This is a genomic window from Shouchella clausii (assembly GCF_002250115.1).
Taxonomy (GTDB): Bacteria; Bacillota; Bacilli; order Bacillales; family Bacillaceae_D; genus Shouchella; species Shouchella clausii.
The window spans coordinates 4,370,875-4,389,779 of the sequence record NZ_CP019985.1; the positions used below are offsets into that span (position 1 = coordinate 4,370,875).

General features: G+C 46.3%; 10 protein-coding genes, 17 tRNA genes, 3 rRNA genes and 1 pseudogene. 4 read left to right on the forward strand and 27 right to left on the reverse strand.

The features are described from left to right. Positions 1-28: 28 nt before the first annotated feature. Positions 29-844: a MerR family transcriptional regulator gene (locus tag BC8716_RS21465; RefSeq protein ID WP_157730513.1), complete on the reverse strand. Its 816-nt coding sequence runs from the start codon at positions 842-844 to the stop codon at positions 29-31. 352 nt (positions 845-1,196) lie between these two features. On the opposite strand from BC8716_RS21465, the gene BC8716_RS21470 reads away from it, so the two are divergent. Together BC8716_RS21470 and BC8716_RS21475 are read left to right on the forward strand one after the other, a co-directional pair. Continuing rightward, positions 1,197-1,721 carry a nucleoside/nucleotide kinase family protein gene (locus BC8716_RS21470; protein ID WP_094428979.1) on the forward strand — a complete coding sequence of 175 codons (525 nt, stop codon included), beginning with the start codon at positions 1,197-1,199 and terminating at the stop codon, positions 1,719-1,721. Positions 1,722-2,252: 531 nt separating this feature from the next. Next, a complete protein-coding gene (locus BC8716_RS21475; protein ID WP_094428980.1) occupies positions 2,253-2,969 on the forward strand; it encodes a DUF8817 family protein in 717 nt (238 codons plus the stop codon). Positions 2,970-3,398: 429 nt separating this feature from the next. On the opposite strand, the gene BC8716_RS21485 is transcribed toward BC8716_RS21475, so the two are convergent. Beyond that, on the reverse strand, positions 3,399-4,154 hold the full coding sequence (locus tag BC8716_RS21485; RefSeq protein WP_094428984.1) for a (S)-benzoin forming benzil reductase: 756 nt from the start codon (positions 4,152-4,154) through the stop codon (positions 3,399-3,401). A 15-nt stretch (positions 4,155-4,169) separates the two neighbouring features. Then, on the reverse strand, positions 4,170-4,772 hold the full coding sequence (locus BC8716_RS21490; protein WP_094428985.1) for a TetR/AcrR family transcriptional regulator: 603 nt from the start codon (positions 4,770-4,772) through the stop codon (positions 4,170-4,172). Positions 4,773-4,869: 97 nt separating this feature from the next. Here BC8716_RS21490 and BC8716_RS23090 point away from each other — a divergent pair. Beyond that, positions 4,870-5,012: pseudogene (locus tag BC8716_RS23090) on the forward strand (IS3-like element IS655 family transposase); the annotation flags it as partial. A 193-nt stretch (positions 5,013-5,205) separates the two neighbouring features. On the opposite strand, the gene BC8716_RS21495 reads toward BC8716_RS23090, so the two are convergent. The 3 genes from BC8716_RS21495 to BC8716_RS21505 form a co-directional block, all read right to left on the reverse strand. Then, positions 5,206-5,907, reverse strand: a complete 702-nt coding sequence (locus BC8716_RS21495) for an Ltp family lipoprotein (RefSeq protein WP_094428987.1) — start codon at positions 5,905-5,907, stop codon at positions 5,206-5,208. 456 nt (positions 5,908-6,363) lie between these two features. Then, positions 6,364-7,557, reverse strand: a complete 1,194-nt coding sequence (locus BC8716_RS21500) for an MFS transporter (protein ID WP_094428989.1) — start codon at positions 7,555-7,557, stop codon at positions 6,364-6,366. 119 nt (positions 7,558-7,676) lie between these two features. Then, positions 7,677-7,979, reverse strand: coding sequence for an ArsR/SmtB family transcription factor (locus tag BC8716_RS21505; protein WP_010271784.1), 303 nt, complete (start codon positions 7,977-7,979; stop codon positions 7,677-7,679). Positions 7,980-8,187: 208 nt separating this feature from the next. Here BC8716_RS21505 and BC8716_RS22430 point away from each other — a divergent pair, with 208 nt between their 5' ends. Further along, positions 8,188-8,487, forward strand: a complete 300-nt coding sequence (locus BC8716_RS22430) for a hypothetical protein (RefSeq protein ID WP_157730514.1) — start codon at positions 8,188-8,190, stop codon at positions 8,485-8,487. 69 nt (positions 8,488-8,556) lie between these two features. Here BC8716_RS22430 and BC8716_RS21510 read toward each other — a convergent pair. The 21 genes from BC8716_RS21510 to BC8716_RS21610 form a co-directional block, all read right to left on the reverse strand. Continuing rightward, a tRNA-Leu gene (locus BC8716_RS21510) sits at positions 8,557-8,638 on the reverse strand. A 154-nt stretch (positions 8,639-8,792) separates the two neighbouring features. Continuing rightward, positions 8,793-11,177 (reverse strand): peptidase G2 autoproteolytic cleavage domain-containing protein, encoded by a 2,385-nt coding sequence (locus BC8716_RS21515; protein WP_094428991.1) that lies wholly within the window; start codon positions 11,175-11,177, stop codon positions 8,793-8,795. Positions 11,178-11,288: 111 nt separating this feature from the next. Next, positions 11,289-11,362: transfer RNA gene (locus BC8716_RS21520), tRNA-Arg, on the reverse strand. Positions 11,363-11,388: 26 nt separating this feature from the next. After that, positions 11,389-11,474: transfer RNA gene (locus BC8716_RS21525), tRNA-Leu, on the reverse strand. A 31-nt stretch (positions 11,475-11,505) separates the two neighbouring features. Continuing rightward, positions 11,506-11,579 (reverse strand) — tRNA-Cys (locus tag BC8716_RS21530). Positions 11,580-11,591: 12 nt separating this feature from the next. Further along, positions 11,592-11,663: transfer RNA gene (locus BC8716_RS21535), tRNA-Gly, on the reverse strand. A 3-nt stretch (positions 11,664-11,666) separates the two neighbouring features. After that, positions 11,667-11,741: transfer RNA gene (locus BC8716_RS21540), tRNA-Gln, on the reverse strand. 12 nt (positions 11,742-11,753) lie between these two features. Beyond that, positions 11,754-11,829: transfer RNA gene (locus tag BC8716_RS21545), tRNA-His, on the reverse strand. A 30-nt stretch (positions 11,830-11,859) separates the two neighbouring features. Then, positions 11,860-11,933 (reverse strand) — tRNA-Trp (locus BC8716_RS21550). 7 nt (positions 11,934-11,940) lie between these two features. Beyond that, positions 11,941-12,025, reverse strand: a tRNA-Tyr gene (locus BC8716_RS21555). A 67-nt stretch (positions 12,026-12,092) separates the two neighbouring features. Beyond that, positions 12,093-12,165: transfer RNA gene (locus BC8716_RS21560), tRNA-Thr, on the reverse strand. Between the two features lie 13 nt (positions 12,166-12,178). After that, positions 12,179-12,254: transfer RNA gene (locus BC8716_RS21565), tRNA-Phe, on the reverse strand. A gap of 16 nt (positions 12,255-12,270) precedes the next feature. Beyond that, positions 12,271-12,347: transfer RNA gene (locus BC8716_RS21570), tRNA-Asp, on the reverse strand. A gap of 19 nt (positions 12,348-12,366) precedes the next feature. Continuing rightward, a tRNA-Met gene (locus tag BC8716_RS21575) sits at positions 12,367-12,443 on the reverse strand. A gap of 301 nt (positions 12,444-12,744) precedes the next feature. Then, positions 12,745-12,820: transfer RNA gene (locus tag BC8716_RS21580), tRNA-Val, on the reverse strand. Between the two features lie 17 nt (positions 12,821-12,837). Next, positions 12,838-12,912 (reverse strand) — tRNA-Glu (locus tag BC8716_RS21585). 9 nt (positions 12,913-12,921) lie between these two features. Next, positions 12,922-13,015: transfer RNA gene (locus BC8716_RS21590), tRNA-Ser, on the reverse strand. Positions 13,016-13,018: 3 nt separating this feature from the next. Then, positions 13,019-13,093: transfer RNA gene (locus BC8716_RS21595), tRNA-Asn, on the reverse strand. 11 nt (positions 13,094-13,104) lie between these two features. After that, positions 13,105-13,220: ribosomal RNA gene (rrf, locus tag BC8716_RS21600) — 5S ribosomal RNA — on the reverse strand. A gap of 487 nt (positions 13,221-13,707) precedes the next feature. Further along, positions 13,708-16,644 (reverse strand): 23S ribosomal RNA (locus BC8716_RS21605). A gap of 456 nt (positions 16,645-17,100) precedes the next feature. After that, positions 17,101-18,649, reverse strand: a 16S ribosomal RNA gene (locus BC8716_RS21610). Together the 16S, 23S and 5S rRNA genes with 16 tRNA genes alongside form the textbook arrangement of a ribosomal RNA operon. Positions 18,650-18,905: the final 256 nt, after the last annotated feature.

Here is an 18,905-nt window from a genome sequence, read left to right on the forward strand (position 1 = left end):
GACTTAATGATCACTCTCCACAAAACTTTTATGATTCCGTGGTAATAACCGCCTTATGAGCATTCGCCACTTTTACCATTAGCTCGCCTTGTTCAGTCAACATATATTTAGAAAAATAATGTGCCAATGCCTTATCCAGCCAAGCCGTCTCCCTTTCATTGAATGGCATCTCCACTAACTGATCAAGTTTGGTGTACTGCTCTTCATCCAATTTTTTGAAATTGTCGATTGCCTTCTCATCAATGTAAGTCATCGCCCAGTTCACGTATGTACCGATCACGGTCTCGGCTTCCTGCGAATCGCTCGGACCTTTCGATAATCGTTTGACATCACGAGAGAAGCGCACCGTTTCCGCATCCATTTTCTTTATCGCCTCCGCTGATCGATCAAACAGCGTTTCTGCTGTATACTCGGATAGATGGTTCGCCACCCACTCCCGTTGCATGTCTTCCTGAGTCATATTGCGAATCAGACTGAACAATAGCGGGTGCTCCAATTGACCCTCATTCTGAACGATTGCAATCATGCGGCCTACCAGGTCAAGAGATTGTTTTATCTTAACAAGCTTTACTTCCAATGCCTGCTGTTGCAATCTCAACATCTCAACCAGAGATTGATCGTATTTGGGAAGTTTCAGCAGTTCACCTATTTGAGATAGGCTGAAGCCAAGCGACTTCAAACTCACTATTTTCTGTAATTCTACCATGTCCTCGATCTTATATACCCTATGCCCGTTTTCTTGTCTAGTGGGTTTTAGAAGTCCCAACTCCTCATAATAATGGAGCGTTCTCACTGGGATGCCCGTCAGTTTCGCAAATTCACCAATTGAATACGTTTCATCCATTTGACTGCCTCCTTCCATCCCCATTGTAATACCTACAGTAACTGTAGGCGCAAGCTTTTAAAAGCAACAAATATTTGTGAGGTATATCCATTGTTAGATGAGATGCAGGGTTTAACATGGTGGGCTAGAAAGAAATAGGAAGCCTAGAAAATGACATTAGGTGCTATATAGGTGGACACAAGAAATAAACTAATCTTTGTTTTAACTATATTGATCATTAGATCAACCGTTGGGAGGGAGGTGAATGATGGACAGAAAACGAGCCTTAGGGATATGCTGGTACCTAATTAGATATAGCTCATATTGCCTTAAACCTAACATTCTCTAGACTTACAGAATAGGAGTTGAATAAATGAGTGCTAAAGTTATTGCTATTAGTGGGGTAACTGCTGGAGGAAAGACTACTTTAGTTAATCAGTTAGTAAAGGAATTTCCGAGCGCTTGTGCTATTTACTTTGATCATTATGAATTGGAAAATGCTCCAGATGTGAAAGAAATTCTAAACAAACCAGCTGATTATTTTAATGCTTATAGATTAGTTATGATGATGAACGACTTGAAGGAAATACAAGATAAATATGATTATATTTTTCTAGATTATCCAATCGGTTATGAAAATAAACAAATGGGTATGTTCATAGATAAAGTCATTTATATAAAAACCCCCTTGGATATCACCTTTGCAAGGTATCTACTTAGAGATTTTCCTAATTCTTCTGGCAATGACATTTTAAAATGGGCCAAATGTTATTTAGAAGAAGCAAGACCGATATTTATTTCACATGAAGAGATCGTCAGCAAACATGCGGATTATATAATGGATGGCACACTTGAAGTAGTAAAACAAGTTGCACAAATAAAACAGTTATTAACCTAAAGACGACCTTACAAACCATGGCGGTATCAAAACAACCCCATTACATAGAAAAAGCCCGTTCCTAATACCGTTAGGCACTACGCCGATTCACTCTGTTCATTTTGACAGTTTAAAGCCACACTATTATGTAAACCGCCCATCTTTGACGCCATTATAGGCAAACATTATTTATGCGTTCAAGAATAATTGTATAAGTTGTAGAAATACGAAATAAACAACTACTTCGTTTAGTTTACAACTTATAACGAAACGCTCCGGTCGTCTTTTAGCCAAGGCATACCATTGTCTCATCTTAACTACCCTTAAATTTCCCAACGTCTCTTTCATACACACCCATCAATACTGAACACAAAACGCCTAGGTTCCTTTACAGCCGTAACGTCTCATACATTCAAGTATATGACCGATTGGCAACAAATTAATAAGCACGGTATACGTACAATAAGGAGTGAACATTACCATTTGCATGAATGTAGTATGATGAGATTGCAGAATGAGTAAATGGATATTCTAAAGGGGAGATGAACTGCCGTGAATCGAATCATTCCAATCATGCCTTGCCAATCCATTAAGGAACAAGCCGCATTTTACGAAGCGTTGGGCTTTACGACACTGCAAATGTCTACACGTCCCAATCCGTACCTTTCGATGGGATATGGCGAACTGGAAATCCATTTTTATGGAAGTAAAAAAACGGTACCGACCGAAAATGCAACGATGTGTTACATCAAAGTAGATGAGGTCGAACGGATCTATGAGGAATTTACCTCAAACCTGAAGAAAAACATCGGCAAAGTCCCCCGCTCCGGTTATCCTCGCATTTCTAAATTGAAAGATTTAACGCACGACCAAAGATTTATCTTAACCGATCTTAGCGGCAATACGCTATATATCGGAACACCCTATGGCGAACGGCCGGACTCGGTGTTTTGGCGATCACTCGAAAGCGCTAAATATGCCAAGCATTTCGAAGCCCTCTATGATTTGACGTATTCCAAAGAGGATTATCGGACGGCGCAAAAAATGCTGGACAAGTTCTTTCCCCCAATAACGGACACATTCGATGCTTGCACACTCGATTGGGCGAAGGTGCTTCTGGTCGCATTGGATCTTCATAAACTAAGTAGCCAGACAATTCATAAGTCCGTTAAAGACAAGCTTCAAGAATTGTTTGAAATAAGTGGTCCGCTGACTCCGGAATGGAACAAAATCAAGCAAAAGTATGAGGATATCCTGAAAGGCGAATAAAGGTAGTTCTTGTTCCATCCACAAAGTGGTTAGGCACAAAAACCAGTCTCTCAAAATTAGGGATAAGCAGAACCGGAAAGACCGATTCCTTGAACACGAATACGCTCAATAACAGCATGGTCGTCGGCCCAATGCATTGTATGAAGCCGAGCATGGACAACGCGATTTGGACCACCGCCCGCGCAAAAAAGAGCAGCACTCTCGCTGCTCGACGTCTATTCTCCCCTTCATCTATCACATCGTCTTCAACATGAAATCCCCTAATAGAGCTATTACATCTAGTCCTTTAGGAGGTTTTAATGTTTATATTCAATTAACGTTTCCCTTAGTTTAATGAACGCGGAATGGAAAAGCCCTGATCCCCCTTTCTCCTAAAAGCAGCATCTGCATCCGATCTAATTCCAGCCTGGGTAAACCCTTAAATGGAACTTATTGAGCAATCGATTCGATCACAACAGTCTTTCCAAAATCTTCACTTAATAGAATCTCTATTAATTTGTGAGCAGTGTATTCAGGCGTTTGTAGTTTCCCTTCCTCAGAAAGTTGAGTGAACTCATTAACATATGGGAAAAGGTCCTTACTTACGGATCTGATTTCCGATTGTAAATGGGTATCGATCATGCCTGGATATACAGCAGCTACTTTTGCAGGATATGTAACGAGCTTCTGTTCAATGTCTATACTCTTTGTAAAAGAGTCTAAACCAGCTTTTGCAGTGCTGTAACAGCTTTGTGAGGGTAATAAATATTTAGCAGATGCTGAGGATATATTTAGAATTCTTTTGTCCACATTCATATCCTTGGTACGTTTAAGATAGTTTGCGGTTATGATCATCGGTGCTAATAGATTTAAATGGATGTTCTCTATTATTCTCTCAGTTTTTATCCGTTCAATTGGGCTCACAGGTGTCAACATGGCAGCATTATTGATGAGATAGATGGCTTCATCGTTGGAATACAAATCAATTTGTCTGAAGATGTCTTCGAACAGTTGGTCGATATCTTGAATATGGGTTAAATCATAATTAAAATAGTCTATTCCGCACTCCATTTCCTTTGCTTGATCGATAACCCGTTGATTCGTCGTTCTGGATATACATATTAGATGGTGGTTCCTATCCATTAATTGAATAGCCAAAGATTCACCGATTCCTCTTGATGTACCTGTAATAATAATATGTTTCAAATGGATCACTCCCTGTTAGCTGTTATCTATCTTCCCAATCATTCTATAAACAGCCTCTTCCCAAATGATTGGATAGTCCAAATCCATCTTCATCATCTTACATCTGGACAAATTATCAATAAGCAGGGCAAGAATTTTAGAGTTAACTTCGATTTTGGCAGGTTCGACAAGACTCCATTCAGCGCCCTTTGATAAGAGATGGAAAAAACCGTCTACAAAATCTTGTTGAACTTTAAACAAGGGAGTTTTAAATTGCTCATCACGCTCAGCTAGCATCGTAAACTCACTAAGTACTCTCAATGTTGAACGATGCTCTTCATCATCACTTGGCAGCATTTTTAATCCGCCTCTAATGATCGTCTCCATAAAATTGTCTTTATGAATGGACTCCGTATCAAAATAAGCAGCAAAATAATGATCCCTAAAAATATACTCAAATGTTCGGCTAATCAACTCTTCTTTTGTGGCGAAGTGGTAGTATATGGACGATTTCGTTATTCCTACTCTTTTTGAAATCATACCTAAACTCGTTCTCTCTATCCCATGCTCTGCAAAGAGCTCATAGGCTGCTTGGATAATATAACTAGATGTAATTTCTCTTTTCTTAATATCCCTCAGGCTCCCTTCATTTGAACTAAGGCCATTATAAGATTAGCCTATTGTATTGTCAATAATTTAACGACCGATCGTTAAAAAAACTAGCGACCTTTGGAATGAACGTTCACTCAGCAACAAAGGCACACCGTTTGATAACGCAGTGGTGAAAGCCACCTTTAAAGCATTAAAATCGAGTTTGTAACGAGAAGGGTTTTCCATAACCAACACAAACTTGACCTTGCTTTATTTGATGATGTTCACTGATTTAACCATATACGCATCCTTAGTTCACTCGATTATCAATCACCCGTCGATTACAAAGCATGACACCTTTAAGAAATTGTCCAGTTTTGTGTTGACATTCCATAGCATCCGATAGTATCGTCAGGAAAATGCGAATTTGCAACTCTAAACAAACAGACCCCCAACTTTGGTTGAGAGTCTGTTATATGTTTTATTTATCTAAATTTTCAATAGCATAATCGGCTTCTTCTTGTGTAAATTTTTCACCGTGTTCAGAAGTCAATTGGTCTTTTATCGCGTCTGGTGACATATCCATTGTGTCTTGATAAATTTTTGCTTTTTCCAACGCATTTTTATTAAAATCGGCCTTTAAATTGTCAATTGCGTACTGTGCTTCGTCGGCAGTAAATTTCTCACCGTTTTCAGAAATCAGCTGGTCATAAATTCCTTGTTTTGACATGCTCATCGTTTCTGCGTACGATTCAGCCTTTTTTAAAGCATTTGCTTTCCAGTCAAATTCAAGAGTATCCATTGCATACTCAGCAGCTTCTGCGGAAAACTTTTCACCGTTTTCTGCAGTTAATTGGTCATAAATAGCAGTTTTGGACATGCTCATCGTTTTTGCATACGATTCTGCTTTATTTAAAGCAGAATTATATTCCGCTGGAACGTCATCCTCTGCTTTCGCCTCTTCATTTTCTGATTCCTCTTCTTTCTCTTCTTTTTCTTCCTTATCTTCTTTCTCTTCTGACGTTCCCTTAGCTGATTCGGTAACAGCCGGCTTACTTTCAGCTTGGTTTGAGTCCACGTTTTCATCATTAATGCCATTGACAGCAGCCCCAATGATAATAATCGCAATTACCCAAACCCACCATTTTTTATAAAATGGCTTTTTAACTTTTTCCTTTGCCATTATGTAGCTTCCCCCTATAAGATTACTAGATTACAATAACAGAAACAATTTTAACATACCTGAAAATTTATTGGAATACGATGCCTCGACATTTATAGTATTAAAGTTTTATTTCTGAAGTCTGATACCCAAAAAGTCATCGAATAAATGCTAAGAACTCTCTCGCCTAGATTCATACATATAACAACGACCCCTATCAGTAACAACGTTCTGTCACGAATCGCCGTTAATGTATTTTTGGTTGTTTCCGACTTTTTCTTATTTCCTTTTAACTAGCACTCCCACCTCCGAATTTAAGTCTTAAAAAAAGAGCCCTCAGGCTCTAAATTAGTGATCATAGACGGGGTCTCATTGCATGTCTACCGAGGGCTCCCTTATATAATAGGTCGGCTCCATGAATGCTTAATAGTCGTTTGCAATCAGACGCAACTCCCATTCATTTAATGAATGCCTTTTTTAGACTTCATCCAGATACTCTCCGGTACCTTGACTGCCGGCACTTATTCGCCCCCTCAAAAACGTCACCACCACGATCGCAATAGCGACTCCAACCATCCCGACCCATGTAATGGATGATAGAGACACACGGTTGATCATGACGCCTCCGATTGCAGCGCCCGCAGCCATGGACAACTGCATCATGGATTGGTTCAGACTTAGCATGATTCCAGAATAATTCGGTTCAATCCGAACTAGATTGACTTGTTGCGTTGGACCGGAAGACCATGCCGCAAACGACCACAAAATCAAGAGGATGACAATCGGCAGCCATGCTTGCGTATAGGTAACGGTTAAAGAGAGGAGAAGCAGCGCTATGACGTGCAAGAGCATTCCCCCTGACAGTGTCGGGAATACCCCCCATTTATCCGTACTGAAACCGCCAAATTTGGATCCGAGCAGGCTAGCGATGCCGAACGCCAACAGCACTCCACTCAGCATCCCTTCTTTCAATCCGGCAACATCAAGTAGATACGGTGAAATGTAGGTGTAGGCGATCGAGTATCCGCCGAGCCAGAAAAAGGTAATCGCAAGCCCTAGCGCTACGTTTCCGTTTTTCAAGAAAGCAAGTTGCTTGGACAACGGAATCGGTTTATCCCCTTGAACTCGGGGAACGATGGCGTACAGAACGAACATAGCCACCAGACCGGCCAGTGCCAATATACCAAAAACAGCTTTCCATCCGAATTGTGCTGCAACGATACGTCCAAGCGGCACGCCGATAATCAAGGAAGCCGTAAAGCCCATCACTACTGTAGCAATCGCGCTGGCTTGTTTGCCTGGGGTGGCAATTTTCGCGGCGATGTCCAAAGCGGTTACCACGACCATTCCTGCGCCTAGAGCCATAATGACGCGAGCTGCGAGAAACGATGCATAGCCAGGCAAAACGAATGACAGTACATTCCCAACTACGAAGATACCTAGCGCCCAAACCAGCAGTTTTTGTCTTTCCACCTTAGCAGTCAACGCCATAAGGATCGGGGTACCAATGGCGTATACAAAGGAAAAAATCGTAACTAACTGCCCCGCAGAAGTAACAGAAATACCCATTGTATCCGAGATCTTATCTAAGATGCCGGAAATAACGTACTCGGATGTACCCACCAAAAAAGTAACTAAAGCCAATAAATAGACTCTCCACGTGTTAGACAATGCATTCACTTCTCCTTTTTTTGTTGATACGAGGATCCTTTTAATTAATTTATATATCGCGATATGTCGATATGTAGGGCCGAAAAAGAACTGAATACGTTTGAGGTATTCAGTTCTGATTAGAGTTTCTGATTCAAATATGCAGCCAACTCGCTGATCTTCTCTTCGTCTCGTTTGTAGTACGTGTATTTGCCGATCCGCTCAGTTCGAATCAGTCCGGCCCGCTGTAGAATGGACAAATACTGCGACGCTGTCGATTGTGTCATGTTCAACTTATCCGTCACTTGACTGACACACACCCCGATTTCCCTCATATCCACTCCTTCATGGGGCACAAAATGTTTTTCCGGCTCCTTAAGCCACTGTAAAATCTGTAACCTCGACTCGTTAGACAACGCCTTGAACACTTCAATTGGATCCATGCCTTTTATTATATCGATATTTTGCGATATGTCAATCCTAATTACCGATGCTGGTATTTGAGTAATCAATTTTGTAATCAAATGAACGGGAAGCGTGGTTTATAACAATTAAATTAAGTGACCTTGTGGTGTAGCCATATAATATGCAAGCCTTTCACTAATGAAAATTGCGGTTGATAATCAACTATCTTACGAGGAGGAGAGGATCATGAAAATGCTGGCACAAATAAACGATGTGGCTGGGAATGGTGCTCGTCCTGATCGTGTTAACCGTATTTGGAGTAGCGATGATGGGATCGGTGCTTGGATCGAAGCCAAAGGAGCTCCCGATGGCTCTCGTTATCCTCGACAATCTGGCGGAACTTTCGACCAAAGGAACTTTGCTGTAGGGGAAATGATCCGAGCAAAGTTGGTATCAAACCCGGCAATGCCGTTTGTCTGGCATGTGGTCGATTGCGAGGAAAAGGCCCGGGAAGCTTACAAACAATATAGTGGAAACAAAACATGAAAAAAGCTCCCTACAAAGTAGAAAGCTTTCGTGTAATAGACTTTGCTATTACTTAGGTTTGGCACCTAATACCGGTGGTCGGGGTCGAACCGACACTCCCGAAGGAACACGATTTTGAGTCGTGCGCGTCTGCCAATTCCGCCACACCGGCCCATTTCTTGATAAGCTATGTTGCTCTCATCAACTGACAAGAACTAATATACCATGCATTGGTAAGATGGTCAATACTTTTTAATAAAAAAATAACCATCAATATAAAATAATTTAGAGAGCAGCAAAAATGCTGCTGCTCTCCTATACAATGGTTACTTGATAAAACACAAAGCGACACCATATCCCTTGTCCTCATCGTACGCTTTTGTAAGGCGCATGACTTTTATCGATCCATTTTCTCCTGGCACGCCTATTCCACCGTTGGCTTTTACATAATCTCCTGGCTGGACGGAGTCAGAGACACAGACGTGAATTTGGCCAGTTAGCCCGACGATATTCCACTCTTTGCGCTTACTGCGTGGAGTGTAAGGCAGGCTTGGGTCATATTGAGGGTTTTCTAGCGGCAGTTCGACAACCTCTTCTGTATACGTAGGAAGCGTATTGCCGTCTTCATCGACATCATACGTGCGGATTGTTTGCGGCTCATAGACAATACCGCCAAATTCGTTAGTTAAGTATCTGCCTTGCCAATAAAGTGCCGATTCTCCAAGAACCACCCCTGCTGTTTCAGAAATAGCGCCAAGAATATCGTCTCCTTCCTCAGCCACGCGGATTTTGTCTCCGTCAAGAGTGACAAGCAGGCCCGTGACAATGGGGTTTCCATCTATGCTTTCGAAGTACTGAGCATAGGCAGTAAACGGTTGCGCACTTGATAGCGTGCCCGCAGCTCGGACTGTACCAGTACGGCTATTAAGCTCCCACTTGATATTGGCGCTGCTTGGGTTGCCTGAAGCCCCATACCCGCCGACTACAGAATAGCCATTTGGATTGGCTACTAAATTACTCGCAAGTACCATCGAGCCAAACGCCCCTCCTGACTGTCCAGCAACTGCGCCGCTGGAGCTAAGGATGCCGCTCCGAGGTCCTTGCGCCCGTGAATTGCCTGCACTTCCTAGCACGATTGCCCCTTCGCCAACTGCGTGGGAATTAGATGAGGCAGCCACCATCGTTTTAGAAGCAGAAGCTGTTGGCGACGAAGTGCTTGCAAGTATGATCGATTGTTCGGTGGACGGCGCCCCTGTACTTGAAGCGATCCGTGCGCCTCCCTTGATCACTGTAATTGGCTCTTTATAGGCGACGCCACCGCTGCGGACAGCAGACTTGTATCCAGTCACGGATACACCGCTAATGTTGACAGAGTTTGTCGCCGCTTCCACTGCATTTTCTCCCTCTCCCTTAGAATTGATTGCATTCACATTGGAAATGGAGACGTTGCTATGTCCGCTGCCGACGTATATCCCGTTATTTTTGCCTGCATCATAAATATGAATATTTGACAAAGAAATGTGGTCGCCACGGTTTCCTCCACCAAATACAATGATAGCGTCGCTAGCGTTATGAAAATGGCTTACGTTAATGCCGTTAAGGGATACATTTTTCGCTTTATATTGAATCGCAATGACAGGCGTATTGCCAAAGTCGTAGGATAGATCGCCAATGGCCGTAAAATTGGTAATGCTGACATTCGTATAAGCGCTAATCACAAGAGCACGGGGATCTGTATTGTTCTGGAACCCCCTTTTTTTGTTTGGGTGCAGCGACACGAGATTAGTAGCCGTAATATGATAGGCCGTTTTTGAATCAGGATCATCGCCGGTATGATGGCCGATATGGCGGAAGTTATAGCTACGTGTGTCTTCCCTAGAAATGTGCCCAAGAATATGGACATTGTTCGCTGCACTCGAGTTGGCATGGGCTTTAATTTCAATACCCCCATAACAACCCATAGAGTAATTGTTTGATAGAAGCACATGGCGACTTCCGTCATCGATCTCAATTCCATTTGCATTTCCTCTACTGTTAGGTTCATAGGCATAGCAATTGGAAATGGTGATGTATTCACTATGGTGAGTAGTAAATCCATCATCGATCCAGTCAGTTGCTTTACAGCCATCAATCCAAACATATTGGGAAGGCCCTGAATCAACGGTTCCATCTCCACCATAGTGGTAATCTAGACCTGTCGACGTAACGTCAAATCCATGCAATGTGCTGTTGTAGGCAAATACATTATTTACCCAACCGTACTTTACACCATGGAATGTTAAGCAACTGGAACGGCTGCCCCCGGCTGGCTCGACGCCCCTTCTGCGGTTACCGTCTAAGCTTAGATGACGAACGGCAATATACTCGGCACCATTGTCCTTATCCTTTACCGACACCGTCCATTCATAACTTGGCGCATGATCAGGAGTTTGGATCGTTGTTAATTCCATCCCTTGCCCTTCTAACACGGTTCGACTTGGTAGCTTGACAGTGGCATAATACCGTTTTGGCCCTAAAATCAGTTTGACATTTCCGTCGCCTAACGCTTCTTCAAAATACTTCGTTTGGTCACTTTCTTCTTCCCCTTCAGGAATAAAGTCATCGATGTAAACTACCCTTGCATCCTCAATTTGTTGCAGCGTTTTCGTCAAATGCTCAAAAGCCTTGTCCTCTTCCTTTGCCTCGTATGTTTCCCATTCGTCGTTTTTCATAAAGGAAAACGCCTCCTCCTTTTATTCTGCTAGTGAAAAGCAGTTACCTTTAAAGGAGAAGGAAGCGATCTAAAAACAAAAAAACTGACCATTTTAAGGTCAGTTTGCATACGCGCCCGAGAGGATTCGAACCTCTAACCGCTTGATTCGTAGTCAAGTACTCTATCCAGTTGAGCTACGGGCGCAATTTTCTTCATTTCGTTTCAGGAGATGCCGAGGGCCGGACTCGAACCGGCACGGTAGTCACCTACCGCAGGATTTTAAGTCCTGTGTGTCTGCCAATTCCACCACCCCGGCCTATCTAGGACTAAACAACTTATTTTTAAATTGGAGGCGGCAACCGGATTTGAACCGGTGATAAGGGTTTTGCAGACCCGTGCCTTACCACTTGGCTATGCCGCCGTAAAAAGTAAAAGCGGAAGACGGGATTCGAACCCGCGACCCCCACCTTGGCAAGGTGATATTCTACCACTGAACTACTTCCGCATATGGCTGGGCTACCTGGATTCGAACCAGGGAATCACGGAATCAAAATCCGTTGCCTTACCGCTTGGCTATAGCCCATTGCTATTTAAATGGGGCGGCTGATGGGAATCGAACCCACGAATGCCGGAACCACAATCCGGTGCGTTAACCACTTCGCCACAACCGCCATATCGATATATGGTTAAACAATTCAAGTTGGCAGGGGCAGTAGGAATCGAACCCACACTGGAGGTTTTGGAGACCTCTGTTCTACCGTTAAACTATGCCCCTATGAAAATGGTGGAGGGGGACGGATTCGAACCGCCGAACCCTGAGGGAGCGGATTTACAGTCCGCCGCGTTTAGCCACTTCGCTACCCCTCCAGTTTCAAAAGACAATACTTATCATACCCATAATTGATCAAAATGTCAATGATTTTTTGATAAGTGATGCCGGCCAGAGGACTTGAACCCCCAACCTACTGATTACGATTCAGTTGCTCTACCAATTGAGCTAGACCGGCCCAAATCGCATGATGGTGGCTCGAGACGGAATCGAACCGCCGACACACGGATTTTCAGTCCGTTGCTCTACCAACTGAGCTATCGAGCCATTCCTTTTAATTAAATGGCGGTCCGGACGGGACTCGAACCCGCGACCTCCTGCGTGACAGGCAGGCATTCTAACCAACTGAACTACCGGACCATTTTCTTGTTTTTTGTATTGGTTGCGGGGGACGGATTTGAACCGCCGACCTTCGGGTTATGAGCCCGACGAGCTACCAGGCTGCTCCACCCCGCGCTGTTAGGAATAATGGAATTTTGCTTTGCTATTGGTTGAAAGAGTTTGACTGTCTCTTCCTCTACTTGCTTATTCGGGGAAGGTTTTTGCGTCGAGACAACTCACTTCGTTCGTTGCTCCACCCTGCGTCGTTAGGAATAAATAAGATCTTGCTTTGCTATTGATTGAGAGAGCACGGCTGTCTCTTCCTCTTCTAGCTTTTTCGGGATGTTTGGTGCGTCGAGACAACTCGCTGCGCTCGTTGCTCCACCCTGCGTCGCTAGAACAAATGTAGGATTACGTTACTCTAATTTGATTGCGATGGTGGAGGATGACGGGCTCGAACCGCCGACCCTCTGCTTGTAAGGCAGATGCTCTCCCAGCTGAGCTAATCCTCCATCATTTCCTAAATTGATGGTGACCCGTACGGGATTCGAACCCGTGTTACCGCCGTGAAAGGGCGGTGTCTTAACCGCTTGACCAACGGGCCTTTTATGTATGGCGGAGAGCGAGGGATTCGAACCCTCGAGACGGTTTTACACCGCCTACACGATTTCCAATCGTGCTCCTTCGGCCAACTCGGACAGCTCTCCTAATGGCTCCACAGGCAGGATTCGAACCTGCGACCGATCGGTTAACAGCCGATAGCTCTACCACTGAGCTACTGTGGAACGATATGTAAGCCCGGCAACGTCCTACTCTCGCAGGAGGAAGCCTCCAACTACCATCGGCGCAAAAGAGCTTAACGGCCGTGTTCGGCATGGGAACGGGTGTGACCTCTTTGCCATTGTCACCGGACCTCGCTTGACTTCAGATAAGCGGCGAATCTCTTCGTCTTGTTCGTGATTCTTCTTCAGTCACGTACGTTTGTACGCTCCTTCAGTCGAACACTTCCAATTCTCGACCTTCTTGCTTCTCTTTGTCAATCGTTTAAGCTTCGGATTTCTTCGTCCAGTTCGTGTCTCTCAGTCGGTCACGTACGTTTGGGTACGCTCCCTTCTTCGAGCACTCCTGTCCTCGAACTCCTCGCTTCTCTTCGTAGTTCTTTTTTGACTTCAGATAAGCGGCGAATCTCTTCGTCTTGTTCGTGATTCTTCTTCAGTCACGTACATTTGTACGCTCCTTCAGTCGAACACTTCCAATCCTCGACCTTCTTGCTTCTCTTTGTCAATCGCTTTGCTTCAGAGGCGGCGAATGACTTCGTCTGCACTGAAGCGTAAGGATGAAAAGAATCGGTGATTCTTTCAAAACTAAATCCGAAATAGACTCAACTGTCAAGAATGGATAGGATAAGTCCTCGACCGATTAGTATCAGTCCGCTCCACGTGTCGCCACGCTTCCACTTCTGACCTATCAACCTCATCATCTCTAAGGGGTCTTACTGGCTTACGCCATGGGAAATCTCATCTTGAGGGGGGCTTCATGCTTAGATGCTTTCAGCACTTATCCCGTCCATACGTAGCTACCCAGCGATGCTCCTGGCGGAACAACTGGTACACCAGCGGTATGTCCATCCCGGTCCTCTCGTACTAAGGACAGCTCCTCTCAAATTTCCTACGCCCGCGACGGATAGGGACCGAACTGTCTCACGACGTTCTGAACCCAGCTCGCGTGCCGCTTTAATGGGCGAACAGCCCAACCCTTGGGACCTACTTCAGCCCCAGGATGCGACGAGCCGACATCGAGGTGCCAAACCTCCCCGTCGATGTGGACTCTTGGGGGAGATAAGCCTGTTATCCCCAGGGTAGCTTTTATCCGTTGAGCGACGGCCCTTCCATACGGCACCGCCGGATCACTAAGCCCGACTTTCGTCCCTGCTCGACTTGTAGGTCTCGCAGTCAAGCTCCCTTCTGCCTTTGCACTCTACGAATGATTTCCAACCATTCTGAGGGAACCTTTGGGCGCCTCCGTTACTGTTTAGGAGGCGACCGCCCCAGTCAAACTGCCCACCTGACAATGTCCCTGGCCCGGATCACGGGTCGAGGTTAGAATGCCAGCACCATCAGGGTAGTATCCCACCGACGCCTCCACCGAAGCTAGCGCTCCGGTTTCCAAGGCTCCTACCTATCCTGTACAGATGATACCAACACTCACTATCAAGCTACAGTAAAGCTCCATGGGGTCTTTCCGTCCTGTCGCGGGTAACCTGCATCTTCACAGGTACTATAATTTCACCGGGTCTCTCGTTGAGACAGTATCCAAGTCGTTGCACCATTCGTGCGGGTCGGAACTTACCCGACAAGGAATTTCGCTACCTTAGGACCGTTATAGTTACGGCCGCCGTTTACTGGGGCTTCAATTCAGAGCTTCTCCCGTGAGGGATGACCCTTCCTCTTAACCTTCCAGCACCGGGCAGGTGTCAGCCCCTATACTTCGCCTTACGGCTTCGCAGAGACCTGTGTTTTTGCTAAACAGTCGCTTGGATCCTTTCACTGCGGCTCTCTCGGGCGGTTAACCCTACTAGAGCACCCCTTCTCCCGAAGTTACGGGGTCATTTTGCCGAGTTCCTTAACGAGAGTTCTCCCGAGCGTCTTAGAATTCTCTTCTCGCCTACCTGTGTCGGTTTGCGGTACGGGCACCTGTATTCTCACTAGAGGCTTTTCTCGGCAGCGGAGGATCAGGGATTTCGGACCCGAAGGTCCTTCACGGTCACAGCTCAGCCTTACGGAACACGGATTTGCCTATGTTCCAGCCTCGCATGCTTCGACGCGCACAGCCAGCGGCGCGCTCACCCTACCTTTCTGCGTCCCCCCATCGTTCAAACGAATACGAGGTGGTACAGGAATATCAACCTGTTGTCCATCGCCTACGCCTTTCGGCCTCGGCTTAGGTCCCGACTAACCCTGAGCGGACGAGCCTTCCTCAGGAAACCTTGGGCTTTCGACGGATAGGATTCTCACCTATCTTTTCGCTACTCATACCGGCATTCTCACTTCCAAGCACTCCACCAGTCCTCACGATCTGGCTTCGCTGTCCTTGGAACGCTCCCCTACCCAATCCCATACGGGATTGCCATAGCTTCGGTGATACGTTTAGCCCCGGTACATTTTCGGCGCAGAGTCACTCGACCAGTGAGCTATTACGCACTCTTTCAATGATGGCTGCTTCTAAGCCAACATCCTGGTTGTCTGGGCAACTCCACATCCTTTTCCACTTAACGTATACTTGGGGACCTTAGCTGATGGTCTGGGCTGTTTCCCTCTTGACTACGGATCTTAGCACTCGCAGTCTGACTCCCGAGTTAAAGTCATTGGCATTCGGAGTTTGACTGAATTCGGTAATCCTGTGGGGACCCCTCGTCCAATCAGTGCTCTACCTCCAAGACTCATCACTCGAGGCTAGCCCTAAAGCTATTTCGGGGAGAACCAGCTATTTCCGAGTTCGATTGGCATTTCACCCCTACCCACACCTCATCCCCGCAATTTTCAACTTGCGTGGGTTCGGGCCTCCAGTCGGTGTTACCCGACCTTCACCCTGGACATGGGTAGATCACCCGGTTTCGGGTCTACGGCATCGTACTAAAGGCGCCCTATTCAGACTCGCTTTCGCTGCGGCTCCGCTTCATCAGCTTAACCTTGCACGATACCGTAACTCGCCGGTTCATTCTACAAAAGGCACGCCATCACCCGTTAACGGGCTCTGACTAGTTGTAGGCACACGGTTTCAGGATCTCTTTCACTCCCCTTCCGGGGTGCTTTTCACCTTTCCCTCACGGTACTGGTTCACTATCGGTCACTAGGGAGTATTTAGCCTTGGGAGATGGTCCTCCCGGATTCCGACGGGGTTTCACGTGTCCCGCCGTACTCAGGATCCACTCTGGAGGAAACGAAGTTTCAGCTACAGGGCTGTTACCTTCTTCGGCCTGCCTTTCCAGACAGTTCACCTACTCCGTTTCTTGATCACTCCGTTGTTGAGTGTCCTACAACCCCAAGAGGCAAGCCTCTTGGTTTGGGCTGTTTCCGTTTCGCTCGCCGCTACTCAGGAAATCGCATTTGCTTTCTCTTCCTCCGGGTACTTAGATGTTTCAGTTCCCCGGGTCTGCCTCTCGACATCCTATGTGTTCAGATGCCAGTACCATCCCATTACGGATGGTGGGTTCCCCCATTCGGAAATCTCCGGATCGAAGCTTACTTACAGCTCCCCGAAGCCTATCGCGGTTCGTCGCGTCCTTCATCGGCTCCTAGTGCCAAGGCATTCACCGTGCGCCCTTTCTAACTTATCCTTTTTCACTTCAGATCACCGTCGCATCTCTTCGTCCATTACGTTCTTCTCACTCAGTCACGTACCCTCGTACGCTCCTTCGCTCGAAAACGTATGTCCTCGACCTGCTTGGTTCTCTTTGTGAAATACATTTGCTTCAGATAACCGTCGCATCTCTTCGTCTGGTTCATGCTTCTCAGTCGGTCACGTAGGCAACTACGCTCCCTCCTTCGAACATTTCCCATCCTCGACTTGCTTGGTTCTCTTCGCAAAAATAAAAAAATACATAAAAAGGTATGCATTGAATTCTTGACGTCTCGTTCAAACAGTTTTACAACCGATGAACAAAGATCAATTTGAGTTATTTCTGGATTTAGTTTTCAAAGAACCTGAGAGTTTTGAGTCCTCTCAAAACTGAACAACAGCACAAGCGTCAAACAACGTAAGTTGTTTGTCGACTAGAGTAAAAACTCCATAGAAAGGAGGTGATCCAGCCGCACCTTCCGATACGGCTACCTTGTTACGACTTCACCCCAATCATTTGTCCCACCTTAGGCGGCTGGCTCCAAAAGGTTGCCTCACCGACTTCGGGTGTTACAAACTCTCGTGGTGTGACGGGCGGTGTGTACAAGACCCGGGAACGTATTCACCGCGGCATGCTGATCCGCGATTACTAGCAATTCCGGCTTCATGCAGGCGAGTTGCAGCCTGCAATCCGAACTGAGAATGGCTTTATGGGATTGGCTTCACCTCGCGGCTTCGCTGCCCTTTGTACCATCCATTGTAGCACGTGTGTAGCCCAGGTCATAAGGGGCATGATGATTTGACGTCATCCCCACCTTCCTCCGGTTTGTCACCGGCAGTCACCTTAGAGTGCCCAACTCAATGCTGGCAACTAAGATCAAGGGTTGCGCTCGTTGCGGGACTTAACCCAACATCTCACGACACGAGCTGACGACAACCATGCACCACCTGTCACTTTGCCCCCGAAGGGGAAGCCCAATCTCTTGGGTGGTCAAAGGATGTCAAGACCTGGTAAGGTTCTTCGCGTTGCTTCGAATTAAACCACATGCTCCACTGCTTGTGCGGGTCCCCGTCAATTCCTTTGAGTTTCAGCCTTGCGGCCGTACTCCCCAGGCGGAGTGCTTAATGTGTTAACTTCGGCACTACGGGCATCGAAACCCCTAACACCTAGCACTCATCGTTTACGGCGTGGACTACCAGGGTATCTAATCCTGTTTGCTCCCCACGCTTTCGCGCCTCAGCGTCAGTTACAGACCAGAGAGTCGCCTTCGCCACTGGTGTTCCTCCACATCTCTACGCATTTCACCGCTACACGTGGAATTCCACTCTCCTCTTCTGCACTCAAGCTCCCCAGTTTCCAATGGCCGCTCGGGGTTGAGCCCCGAGATTTCACATCAGACTTAAGAAGCCGCCTGCGCGCGCTTTACGCCCAATAATTCCGGACAACGCTTGCCACCTACGTATTACCGCGGCTGCTGGCACGTAGTTAGCCGTGGCTTTCTGGTGAGGTACCGTCAAGGTACCGCCCTATTCGAACGGTACCGCTTCTTCCCTCACAACAGAGCTTTACGACCCGAAGGCCTTCCTCACTCACGCGGCGTTGCTCCGTCAGACTTTCGTCCATTGCGGAAGATTCCCTACTGCTGCCTCCCGTAGGAGTCTGGGCCGTGTCTCAGTCCCAGTGTGGCCGATCACCCTCTCAGGTCGGCTACGCATCGTTGCCTTGGTAAGCCGTTACCTTACCAACTAGCTAATGCGCCGCGGGCCCATCCCCTAGTGATAGCCGAAGCCATCTTTCACCCTCTCTCCAGGTGGAGAAAGGGATTATCCGGTATTAGCTCCGGTTTCCCGGAGTTATCCCAGTCTAAGGGGCAGGTTGCCCACGTGTTACTCACCCGTCCGCCGCTAACGTCCGGGAGCAAGCTCCCTTCTGTCCGCTCGACTTGCATGTATTAGGCACGCCGCCAGCGTTCGTCCTGAGCCAGGATCAAACTCTCCGTTAAAAAGTTTACTTACACACGGATGTGTTGGCTTCGGTGTTGCGACAGGACGTCGCGACCTTAACCGAAGATCCTTAGCTTCATGCACAACCGAAGTTGTGGCTCACTATCATTGACGAGATACCTTGTATCTCTTTTACGCTTGGCTTTTGTTCAGTTTTCAAAGGACTCGGTTGCGACTTCATGATCTTAACATAGCGAAGACCATTCAGTCAATTTGTTTTTCAATGAATCGCCAGTTCGTTGGCGACATGAAATA